Here is an 11,779-nt window from a genome sequence, read left to right as displayed (position 1 = left end):
AATTTAATATATTAAATTATTTTTAGTATATTACACTGGACATGAACGCAATTCTTTTTATGAGTATTTATGAAATTAATAAACTCACTTGTCTATTCCCTTTAACTACAAATTTGATAGATTTACGAAATACTAAGAATAATCGATTTGCTATATCAACTCCTATACATAAATCTGTATTCGGAAATGAAAACATTTCTTAAAGGATAAGTATTCCTTTTAAGAAATTACCATTTCAATATAATTAATTGATATACTAAAATATAAGGCAATTCACTACTATCAATCTCTAAAATATATATTTAAATTATTCATTTTAATACTGAAATCGAATTTTGAATTAAACCTAAAATACCCAATACTTAACATTTGGTAACTTAAGTCCTACCCTACTTATTTCATTCTAACTTTCTTTATTATTCGAAATACTTGGATGCCAATTAAATTATTGTCTATCGTTCTTTACTCCTTCATTATAATTTACACAAATAAAACTTACTATTAACGTACTTATTATTTTCCTTATGCATACAATAAAGATACAAAAACATTAGAGCTTAGTTAAGAACTTTAATATTAAAGTTCTTAACTAAGCTCTAATGGCTACTAGGCTGTTCATAAAACAAATAGGATGTTCCAAATGTTAGGAACAATACCTAACAATAGGATACATCATTATTTCAATAATATCAACCCTGTGTTCAACAAATATTAATATTATTTCCTATATCTATTGTCTATTGTATTTACCAATTTAAAAAGAACCTGTTTATTAATCCTAAAATAATCGCTGTAACTATTGGGATACCTATTAATGACACAAGATTTACTACCCTACTTCCTGCTTTAAACTTCTCTAACAACAGAGCATTATTGTTCTTTATTTCATCTTTTAACACCTTATTTAATGCATTAAGCCTTTCTAGCAGTATCATATTATTATTTTCTATATCTTTTTGTAGGCTCTTCTCTATACTATCTATTCTAACATTTAAACTTTTTTCTAGGCTGTCTATCTTACTACTAAGCTCATTCTTTATATTGTCTATCTTATTATCTAAATTATCTATGTCCTTTTGCAGACTCTTTTCTACATTGTCCATTTCGCTATCTAAATGATTTATGTCTTTTTGTAAATTCTTTTCTACACCAATAATTTGTTGTTCTATGGAATTCATTTTTTCTCTCAAGATTTCATAATTAGAATTGTCATTATGTAATAATATAAAGTCTACTGCTTCTTCACTAAACCCTTTACTTATAAATTCGTTTCTTAGATCTTCTGTTTTATACGCTGCTAAATTGTTCATACCTTCTCCTTATCCCTTACCTTCAAACTCCTTATATTCTTTCATAATTTCTTCAAGTAAATCTTTTTTATCTTTAAATATCTTATCCATTAAAAAACTCGTAAATTTAGCATTTTTCTTATAAAAATCATAACTATCTCTATTTCCAAGTTGAAACCTCAGTGGCTTTATTGGGTTTTGTTTTGATTTCTTTACCGTTTTGCTTTCCTGATTCTTTATTAATGAAAGTGAATTATTAATACCATTCTCAATTATGTATTGTTCCTCTAATAATCCTTCTTCTATTGCATTTGCCAATCTTAGATATGCATAAACTTGAGTTTTTGCAAGTTTATAATTCTTTATAAAACTATCAAAGTTATTATAGCCATCCATCTTGTAATATTCATTGTCCTTTATCTCTTTTAGAATCCTAATGGTTGCTACTTTATAATAAATTTCCTTTCTAAAGTTCTGTTTAAGTTTTTCCTTTAATTCACTGTAACGAACCAAATCTTTCCTCAATTTGGCTGAGTTAATATCTTTCTTAGAATCCAAAATTCTATTATTTAATATAATAGTTCCCATTTTTATTCCTTTTTAGTAGTTCATTTAACGCACTTTCATAGTCTTTGATATAATCTTTAGTTAAATCAAAACTTTCATTTGTTGCAATCTTTTTATTTAAATCTTCTCTTTCATGAATGAAACCTAAAAATCCATCTTTTGACCGCACATATTTCAACAAATGCTTATGAGTATTATTGTTTTTAAATCTAGTTATAAGAATATAAATTGGAATCTTGATTCTTAGTTCTTCCATATAAAATTCTATTAATTCTAAACTTTCAACTGCCCATTTTTCTGCTGTCATAGGTACAATTATATAGTTACTTGGTAATATAGCATTTGCTAAAGTCGCATCTAAGCTAGGATTGGTATCCAATATTATATAGTCATATTTTATTTCTAAAAAAAATAGACACTCTTTTAGTCTCAATTCTTTCAAAGGAATAGCCTCTCTAACAAATTTATGTAAATGAATATAACTCGGGATAAAATCTAAATTATTGCTTATGTTAACGATAGAATCATTAATATCTAATGTTTCGTTTAAAGCTTTATAAATATTTGTTTCCACAATATTTATATTTTTATCTATTAATTTATTATGATAGTAACTAGTAGTTGACGCTTGTGTATCAATATCAATTAAAAGCACTTTACATTGTCTTGATAAAAGTGTTGCAAATATGATCGCACTTGTACTTTTGCCAACACCACCTTTGATACTCGCAACTGTAATTATTTCTGGTTTTTTTCTATCCATTTAGTTATAAAGCCTCCATATGATAATTTCTCATTGTAAAATTCATATACTTCCATTTCTAATTTCTGTATTATCTCGAGTAAAGTTCTGCAATATTTCGTTTCTATCTTGTCTTTTCTAAGTAGATAACTAATTCCCCTTAAATAACAAAATACACTTCCTTTCTTAAATCTAAATTCTATATAGTATGCCTTCGAAAATATATATGCTTTTGTAATTCCATTATCTCTATATCTTGTTAAAACATTCTTTATCGGATTTCTGTATCCATAATAAATGCCTAAAAACTTATCGCTTTCCTTTATGGCAAATAAATAAAAAAATTCTATTTTCTCTCTATTAAAAAGACCTCTAAATGAAATAAAAAACCTGTTTCTATGATTTTTGTTACCACCAAATGCATATAAATCACTCATAATTTTAGTGTGATATATTGTTCTGCCTTTAATATTTTCAATCTTTACAAAGATTGACTTTTTTTCTTTAGGTATTATTTCTATTTTTTTCTTTTTTAAATTTTCTAATATATTCTCCATTTAAGTTCCTTAGTTAACAATTTGATTAAATTCAATAATCCTCAAATAATTTTTTGCTTATTTATTAGATCTCGTAACTCGTGATAATAGTGGTTGCTTAGTATCTTACTGTATTCTAATTTTACTTGCTTATTTAAGTAAGTCTTTAATATCGGTATTAAAATGTTGCTTCCTATTGTTGTTTTCAGTTGTTCGAGCAGTATGCTAAATACATTGTTCTTGATTTCCTGTTTACTCTCTCTTGTACTTGGACTTTTGATAAGAGTACCTTTTATTTTACAAATGATAGTTTCTAAATCTTTGTACTTGTCCTGTTCTAGTATGAAGTGAGGCTTGTTTTTATATCTTTCGTATGCAAGATTTATTTGAATTTTTAAGTCTTCGTTGTTATATCCCTGATTTTTTAATCTTTCCTTAACTTCTTCAAGCACTAAAGAAAGTCTTTCTTGTTTTTCCTTCAAAGTTTTCTTAGTAAAGGCATGATCTTTATTTTCTTTAAAGAATTGTCCTTTAAGATATCTTTCAGAAAATTTGAGACGCTTTAGTAGGTCTATTTTAGTGTCTTTGTTTAGATTAAGTTTGAGAATAGAATAGAAAAAGTTAGTTCTGAAATTACATCTTTTAGCGTACTTTCTTGTTTGAAAGTCTTCAAGTTTAGCAATAGCGTTTTCTTCTCTTCTTTTCTTATTATGTTTATTATAAATAGACTGCTCTAATTCTACATTGTCCTTTTTATTATTATTAATGCCTATTTGTTTATTAACACGATTTTGGAATCTCTTCTCTTTTATTTCTTGAAAGTAATAATTGATTATGTTGTGGCATTCTTTTTTTGAGTATTGAAGCTTATAGTAAACTTCAGTACCCATATTAATACCTAAGTGTTTGTGATAGTTGGTAGTTACCTTTAATTGTTTTGCTAATTTGTATAGATAATTCCTTAAAGTCTTGATTTTAACTTCAGATTGACCATTTCGTTTTAAGTTACCATTGAAGTAGAAAAGAATATCACCTTGGCTATATTTTTTAAATCTAGAGTTTATGTATGCGAGCGTAGATATTAAAGTTATAAGCTTATGTTGGTGTTTGCTTGTAGGCTGTTTGATAGTCTTTGTGTCCCTCATATTTAGTCTCCTATTTGTTTATGATTTATTCATCCTTAATGATAAAGCAATTGATATGAAAAAGTAAACCCCTTGTTATAAAAAATTTTTTTTTATATGTTAATTTGATGTTAACTTTTGCTATAAAATTTTATGTTCGAATAGGTATTTTACATAAATGGTTTTCGGTTTTAAAGGATTAAATTTTACAGGAGATTAGTATGAGTAGTAATATAGAGAATTAAAATTATGTAAAATTAGAAAGGATAGAATTTATAAAAAACTTGCATACTTTAAGAATGAACTTTGATAGAGTTGATAAAAGCTTTAATGGATATGAATATAAATATCACTATTTTAATGAAATGTTAAAATTATACTTGGTAGTTCATTGAGTGTCATCTTAATTTTTTGATTGTATTCTTGGCTTGCAAGTATTTTTTTGTTATCTCAAATATTGAGATGCATTATTTAAGGAGTTCAAAGGGAATTAACGGAATGTGAATTTATAAAAGATGTGTTTAGCAGTGAGGGATTCAAATTTTATGGTTAAAGACGTTTAAGCCTTGGATTTAGATAAGGATATGACTATCAAGGTAAGTTTGCCATAAATTACATGTGATAAGGCAGTACATGTTAGGTAATATCAGAGGATTTATCGATCTAAGTTGATAAGAGAATTAATATATCATGTAAATTTCTGTACGGTCAGTCTTATCTAGAATGTAAAAAATAGTGTTGAGTTTGTTTTTTCTATCTTTTTAAGTCTTGATTTTTGGGCTAAAATTTTGTTGGAGAGGAGTTATGAAAGGGATTAATTATTACTTTTTATTATTAGTTATTAATGTTGTTTATCTATATTCATTTGATTCTTCAAATAGAGAATTTTATAGAATACTAGAAGGCTATTATTCAGGTAAGATTGAAGAATTATCGACAAAAAATGGTGAGGATGCCTATATATATAGGCTTAATAATTTTAAAGAGACATTGGGTGAAATGGATCCTTATGTTAAGTTGTACTTTATTAATCTGGCTGATTACCAAATCGCTAGACTTCTTCAGAATAAAGAAGGAAGAAAGAACTCTTCTAAAAGTTATTCTGTTTTAAAATCTACTCATAAGGCTCTTTTAGAGTTTATTACATCAATAAAGTTCAAAGATTTAGACAAAACTGTTCAAAGCGATGTTTATAGAATATTGGGAGATGTTAATCTAATGCTCTTGAGGTATATGGGTGGTTCAGCTTTAAGTAAGCTTGCAAGTGAGGCTAGAGGATATTTTGAGACTTCCCTGAAAATTAATAGTAAGAACTCATTTGCCAATACTTCTATCGCGAGTTGGTATTTATATGCTCCAAGGATTGCGGGAGGCGATCCGAATAAGACTTTGTCATTTGCTCAGTTGGGACTTAAGTATAGTCAAACAGATGTAGAAAAATATTTCGCAAACATATGGATAAGTCAGGCTTATTTTCTTCTTCGAAATCAAGAAGAAAGCCTTAAGTATATAATAAAGGCTGCTGACATATTTCCTGATGGAACTTTTCATAAAATGGTTTTAGAGCAAAATAAGTCTGGAAATTTATTTATGGATTTTCCTATAAAAAATTAGTTAAGTAAGAATTTAATATGTAACCTATTTAGGGTTTGTGGCTAGGTTTTTGTATGTTAAAGTTATTGTTAATTTTTTTAGTAAAGATTAGTTTGTACTCTTTTGAAAAGGATATCAAAATATACATAGATAAAATAGAAAGCATCCATACCAAGTATTGTTCTGGCAATTTTGAGTTTGATTTTTTTGCACCTGATAAAATTTTTAAAAACGAACTTCAAAAAATAGAAAATGATGTTTTAATAAAATATAAAAGGGAAAGTGTTCAATATAATTACTTAAATTTACTTATGTCTTTGGTTTTGTGTGATGTCTCTTACTTGATTAATGATCCATATAAATATAATGATTTGATTCAAAAATTAATTAGTAATTATAATTATGCATTTGAAATTTCTTTCAAAAAGAATATTCCATCAGATTACTTTAGGGCATTGGGAGAACTTGCTATAAATCTAATACCTCATGATGGGAGTAGGTTGTATTCTTATTTTGTGAATGGTAAGAGGCATTTAGAAGAGGCTTTAAAAAGAGATGGTAATAATGTCAGAGTTTTTATTCCTTTGTCTATCTTCTATACGGTTAGAGCATCAAATAGGGATTTTTATAAAGTTCTCTTGGCAAAAAGTTATATTGATAAGGCAGAAAGAGTTAATCTTAATGATAGGCAAAAGTATTTGCTAGAGTTGGTGAAAAGTTCTTTTTTAATTCGTATTAATAGGAGATTGGAAGCTGCTGAGTGTTTAGAAAAAGCCAGAGCCATATTCCCAAATGGTAATATGGCGATATTTGCAACTGAAAAATTAAAAAAAGGTAATCCTTTTTACTAGCTATAATCTTAAGTTTGATTTTAATGAAGATTAAGGGTGTTTCATGAAAAAGCTGTTTTTTTTGTTATTGATTTGCTTTGGTGCGTTTTCAAATGAATTAGACGATTTAATCGTACGTGGGATGGATTTTGAATTTTATTTTGATTATCTTAATGTTCCAAATGATTTTAAAAATAATTTGGATTTGATTTTTAATATCAAAGAGAATGATTCAAAAATTTCACCTTTTTTTAGATTAGGAACTGATTATTCCAAAATGTTTTTATTTGGTTCTGGACTTGCTTATGATTTTAGGCAATTTTTTTCTAAGGCATTTTATGAAATCAGAATTCCGTTTATTTTTAATTCTAAAAATATTGAACATATTGGTAATTTGGAATTTGGTTATAATTTTAATTATTTACGACTTGAAAGTAGATTCAGATCAGGATTGATTAATCATTTAATCAAGGAGACAGAGGATAGTGTTGGTAGATCATACTATAATACTTTAACCTTGGAAAATACTATTGCTATTTTACTTCCAGTCTATTATTCGGAATTTCAAAGAGCAGATATTAGGGCGTCTTTCTTATATCAATATTTATTAGATAATAATGAGCAATTTTATAGGGTACATTGGAATTTAAAATATCTTGTTTCTATTTCTTTTGGGGAATTGGGATTTAAGGCAGATCTTGGAATGGCAGGCGCTTTTAGAAAGTTTACTATCTTTGAAACTGGATTTGATTATAATGCATTAAATTTTTATGCTTTGACTATTCCTAAAGTAGATCAAGATAGTATCTATTTTAATTTTATTTCTAATTTTGGGTTAGAGTATAGATTGTTTTTCCTTGAAGCATTAAAAAATGTTGCTTCCGATTTGTTTTTAGTATTGTCTTCAGATATTGGATATGGTATGAAAGAGGAGTATTATTTAGATAAAGGAAAGTTTCTTTATATTGTAGGTTTTGGAATGGGTTATAAATTATTTAAAGATGTTCCTTTTGTCTTTAAAGTTGGTATTAACCAAGATAAAAAATTGTTATTTGGGTTTTTGTTAAGTTCGATAATTTTTGAGTGATTCCATTTTGAATTTTAATAACTTTTTAGAACTGTGCAGTGAAATTTAAAATGTAGGAGATTTTATGGGAAATATTAATCTGGATTTAAGATTAGTTAATAAAAAATACAAAATTGGGCAGGAGGTTGTTCATGCAAATAAGGATATTTCACTTAGTTTGAAATCAAGGGATATGGTGTGGATTTCAGGGCCTACAGGGAGTGGTAAGACGACTTTAATGAATTTGCTTTCTGGAATAGATTCGCTTGATACAGGGGAAATACGTTTTAATTCAACTCTTTTAAGTTCAATGAGTGAAAAGGATAGAACCTTATTTAGAAGGTATAATATAGGGTTAATTTTTCAACATTTTGAACTTATCCCAAGTCTTACAGGTTTTGATAACATTTCATTGCCTTTAAGATTTTCAAGGCAAAGTACTAAACAATTAAAAGCTAAAACGGAAAAATTGATAGAGTTTTTTGAACTTTCAAAGTTTGTTAACAAAAAACCTAGATATATGTCTGGAGGACAAAGGCAAAGGATAGGAATAGCAAGAGCTTTTGTTTATAATCCCAGATTAATAATTGGAGATGAAATAACTAGTCATTTGGATAAAGAAACAGCTATTTTTGTTTATACTTCAATACAAAAATATCTTAAAGATAAAGATGCTATTGGAATTTTTGTTTCTCATGATTATAATTTAAAAAATTTGGCTAATAAACTTTATAGAATAGAAGATGGAATACTTTCTTTAGTAGGAGATTAATGTGTTTAAATTGGCTTTTTATAATATTTTTAGAGATTTGAGACGTACAATCATATTGTCTTTACTTCTAACAAGTTCTGTGGTATTTTTATTAGTTTTTATTGGATATATGAATTTTAGCAGAGAAGGAATGGAAAGGAACTTCGTAAGTTCAACTGGGCATATTCAAATTGCAAAAGAAAATTATTTTGATCCTAAATTTAGCAGTCTTAAGAACGAATTGCTACTTGGAGAAAAGGATATTAATTTTATACGAAATGAAATAGTTACTTATGACGAATTACAATTTACTAATTTAATAGTTAATTTTGATGGACTTCTTGGGAATTCTTCAGCAAGTAACCCAGTTTTTGCATTTGCCTATGAGGATCCAGATTTAATTACGAGTAGTCTATCCTTATTAGAAGGTGAACCTATTTTTCATGATTCTAATGCAGGTGGATTTTTACTTGGTAGTAATTTGGCTGCTTCATTTGGTATAGAGAAAATAACGGAAACCAATTCTGATCTGACACTAATGACAAATTTACTTGGAAAAGGTTTGAATTTTCAAAATATTAAAGTTTCTGGCATTATAAAGTTTCCATTTTCAACAGCGGATAATATTTTTGCAATTACTACTATTAAGACTTTAAAGGATTTATTTGCATTTGAGGGTGGAGCGCATGTAATCCAAGTATTTTTAAAGGATAGTTCTAATTTAGAAGCTTTTAAAACAAAATTAGATAATTTTAGAAAAGATAAGGGTATTAAATTTGATTATAATGATTGGTTTGAGATTAATCCTTACTTTAAATCTGTTTTGGGAATGACTAGGACAACATTTATATTTATATTGTTCTTGGTATCTCTTCTTATATTTATTGCATTTTTTCAAATAATGACGGCATTAAGTATTGAGCGTACTAGAGAACTTGGTACATTAAGAGCAATTGGCTTAACCAAATTGGAACTTTTCTACTCCTTGTTTTTAGAGATTGTCATTATTGCTGTAATCAATATAATTATAGGAGTAGTGTTGGCTTACTTTGCTAAGCTTTTTATTCAATTTCAGAAAATTAGCTTCACTCCTCCAGGGTATTTGGAAACGTATTATATTAACATATTTTATTATGCTAGTGACATAATGTATGTTTCAATTTTTATGCTTATTCTTGCTATTTTTTCTTCTATTTTACCATTTATCAAAGCAAGTAAGAGATCGGTAGTAGAGGTAATGAACGATGCTTAAAGTTTTTTTAGTTATTTTGAATTTTTGTATTTTAAATTTATTATATGCTGGGAATGAAAAAAGCTTAATAAAAGAATTTGAAAATCTGTATTACCCTGAATTGGAGAGAGGTATTTATGCTTTTAGGATGAATTTTAAAATCAATTTAAAAAATAGCTTAGAAGAAAGTGTAGGGTTGAGAATTATTAGTACTGACAATAAGGATGCACGTTTAATTTATATGTCAGGAGCGAATACAGATTTTGCTTTTTTATCTGTTAGAAATAAAGGGCATTTTATGTTAGGAAGACGAGCTAAGATTCCAATTAAGGTAAGCACGTCTTATAAGGTTAGGGGTGCGTCTGAACTCAAAGATATTTTGGGTTTGAATTTTAATGCAGATTTCGTTTTATTAAGATCCGGAGATAATAGGCTTGAATTTGAATCAAAAGAAAAATCGATCTATCCATTTGTGGATTTATTAAAAATTGATAAAAACGATTTTAAGACTTTGCACAAAGATAAAGAATTAAAAGTTTTAAAAGAAGTAATCTATAGAAAAGGAAATATTAAAGGAACCGATGCTTTTGTTTATTTTGAAATTGAAGATAAAGCATTTAAGGATGCTATTACAAAAATTTATGTAGAAGATATTATTAGTACGAATCTAAATAATTCTATTTTTAGTTTAAAAGGGTTTAATAGAATATTTGATGTATATTCTAATTATGTAAATTAAGAGTGTATACAGGATAGTTAATAGTGGTTTTTTTAAAAAAGTTTTGTTTAATTCTTTTTTTGACTTTTCCTAGTTTTTTGTTTTCAGGATTCTCTTTTTATTTTAAGGAACATTTAGGACTGAAAACAAAATTTTCCTTATTATTTCCTGATGAAGATAAGAAAGATTTTTTTGGTACAGGGATTTTGAACTTTTCTAATGAGGCTTATTTAGGATTTTTATTAAACTATAAGATTTTGGAAGTTGGAGTTGCTCCTTCTTTTATTATACAAAGTAATGATCAATATTTTAGTTTTAATAAATTATTCTTCAATTTGAGCTTTAATGAATTTATTTTTAAGGTAGGCAAGCAAAATTATTATTTGGGAAATGGGTTAATGGAAAATATTATTTTAAAAAGGACTACAATAGAACCAGAGTGGTTTTTTGAATTTTATTATTTTATTTCTAATTATTCTGTTTCTTTGGGTATTATGTTAGACAAAGAAACTTTAGATAAATTTTTATCTCCCAAATGTCTATCTCCTTGGCTTTATTTTCAGGCTTTTTTTGATGACGTGGATTTGCTTGCAATGGTTGAACTCCCATTTAATGTTAAATATAAAGCTTTTGACATCACTATAATTTTTGATATTTTATTTGAGATTTATAGTGGAGTATTTTTTTATTCTACGTTAAGACAAGACTTATTTTGGTCTAAAAACTATAAGTTTGATGGTGATGGTAATAGGTTTTTGCTTGGTGTTAGATATTATATTAGCTTTGAGAATGATGTTTTTAACGATTTATCAATGGTGTTTGAGAGTTATTCGAAGAGCAATAATTATTTTTTAGGGACTGGAGTTAAGCTGACATGGATTCGTGAATTATTGCAAACGACAGTTTCCTTAAGGACAAGCTTGAATACTTATTCTTTACAATTTTATTTTAAAAATGATTTTTTAGTTCTTAAAGGATATTCTTTGAGCGTGGCAAATATATTAGAATTCGGCAAAAAGATAAATCTTAAAGATATTCCTTTTTATAATATATTGAGTATTGATTTAAAAATTGAATTATAAGGTTGTTTTCAAGCATTCTTTTACAATATCGTTATTTTTTTAATTATATAGATTTTGATAATTCAACACACAGGTAGTTATAGTGGAATTATTTATTCTTAGTAAGATTGCTAATTTCTGTAAAAGAAACTGAAAAATGGTACTACAAATATTTTACTATTTTGTTACTTTATTATTCTCTATTTAAAGCTTTTTGCTTCAGATTGTTTCAGAAGATTATTATACAAAACAATTTTTAATATATTAAAAA

Annotated in this window: 12 protein-coding genes; 7 read left to right on the top strand and 5 right to left on the bottom strand. The window is 26.9% G+C overall.

Features of this window, described 5'->3' with window-relative positions:
- Window positions 1-746: 746 nt before the first annotated feature.
- The 5 genes from bdr to N187_RS04840 are packed head-to-tail and all read right to left on the bottom strand — an operon-like array spanning window position 747 to window position 4,279.
- Window positions 747-1,310, bottom strand: coding sequence for a Bdr family repetitive protein (gene bdr, locus N187_RS04860; RefSeq protein ID WP_025420084.1), 564 nt, complete (start codon window positions 1,308-1,310; stop codon window positions 747-749).
- A gap of 9 nt (window positions 1,311-1,319) precedes the next feature.
- Window positions 1,320-1,877, bottom strand: a complete 558-nt coding sequence (locus N187_RS04855) for a chromosome replication/partitioning protein (RefSeq protein WP_041178749.1) — start codon at window positions 1,875-1,877, stop codon at window positions 1,320-1,322.
- On the bottom strand, window positions 1,855-2,619 hold the full coding sequence (locus N187_RS04850) for a ParA family protein (RefSeq protein ID WP_025420082.1): 765 nt from the start codon (window positions 2,617-2,619) through the stop codon (window positions 1,855-1,857). The genes N187_RS04855 and N187_RS04850 overlap by 23 nt, the downstream gene beginning before the upstream one ends.
- Window positions 2,595-3,155 carry a DUF226 domain-containing protein gene (locus tag N187_RS04845; RefSeq protein ID WP_025420081.1) on the bottom strand — a complete coding sequence of 187 codons (561 nt, stop codon included), beginning with the start codon at window positions 3,153-3,155 and terminating at the stop codon, window positions 2,595-2,597. The genes N187_RS04850 and N187_RS04845 overlap by 25 nt, the downstream gene beginning before the upstream one ends.
- Window positions 3,156-3,196: 41 nt before the next feature.
- A complete protein-coding gene (locus tag N187_RS04840; protein ID WP_041178748.1) occupies window positions 3,197-4,279 on the bottom strand; it encodes a plasmid maintenance protein in 1,083 nt (360 codons plus the stop codon).
- Between the two features lie 783 nt (window positions 4,280-5,062).
- On the opposite strand from N187_RS04840, the gene N187_RS04835 reads away from it, so the two are divergent.
- From N187_RS04835 to N187_RS04805, 7 genes are all read left to right on the top strand, one after another.
- Complete coding sequence (locus tag N187_RS04835; RefSeq protein WP_025420080.1) at window positions 5,063-5,872, top strand: hypothetical protein; 810 nt, start codon at window positions 5,063-5,065, stop codon at window positions 5,870-5,872.
- Window positions 5,873-5,925: 53 nt separating this feature from the next.
- On the top strand, window positions 5,926-6,702 hold the full coding sequence (locus N187_RS04830) for a hypothetical protein (protein ID WP_025420079.1): 777 nt from the start codon (window positions 5,926-5,928) through the stop codon (window positions 6,700-6,702).
- Between the two features lie 43 nt (window positions 6,703-6,745).
- Window positions 6,746-7,768: a hypothetical protein gene (locus N187_RS04825; protein ID WP_025420078.1), complete on the top strand. Its 1,023-nt coding sequence runs from the start codon at window positions 6,746-6,748 to the stop codon at window positions 7,766-7,768.
- 64 nt (window positions 7,769-7,832) lie between these two features.
- The gene (locus N187_RS04820; protein WP_041178747.1) at window positions 7,833-8,519 is read left to right on the top strand and encodes an ABC transporter ATP-binding protein; all 687 of its coding nucleotides are present in this window, start codon (window positions 7,833-7,835) and stop codon (window positions 8,517-8,519) included.
- Window position 8,520: 1 nt separating this feature from the next.
- Complete coding sequence (locus N187_RS04815) at window positions 8,521-9,750, top strand: ABC transporter permease (RefSeq protein ID WP_025420077.1); 1,230 nt, start codon at window positions 8,521-8,523, stop codon at window positions 9,748-9,750.
- Window positions 9,743-10,468: a hypothetical protein gene (locus N187_RS04810; RefSeq protein WP_025420076.1), complete on the top strand. Its 726-nt coding sequence runs from the start codon at window positions 9,743-9,745 to the stop codon at window positions 10,466-10,468. The genes N187_RS04815 and N187_RS04810 overlap by 8 nt, the downstream gene beginning before the upstream one ends.
- A gap of 23 nt (window positions 10,469-10,491) precedes the next feature.
- Window positions 10,492-11,529 carry a hypothetical protein gene (locus tag N187_RS04805; protein WP_236844021.1) on the top strand — a complete coding sequence of 346 codons (1,038 nt, stop codon included), beginning with the start codon at window positions 10,492-10,494 and terminating at the stop codon, window positions 11,527-11,529.
- Window positions 11,530-11,779: the final 250 nt, after the last annotated feature.

It is taken from the genome of Borrelia anserina Es (assembly GCF_001936255.1).
Classification (GTDB): Bacteria; Spirochaetota; Spirochaetia; order Borreliales; family Borreliaceae; genus Borrelia; species Borrelia anserina.
The sequence above is the reverse complement of the archived record's forward strand: the minus strand, read 5'-3'. Positions and strand labels throughout refer to the sequence as shown.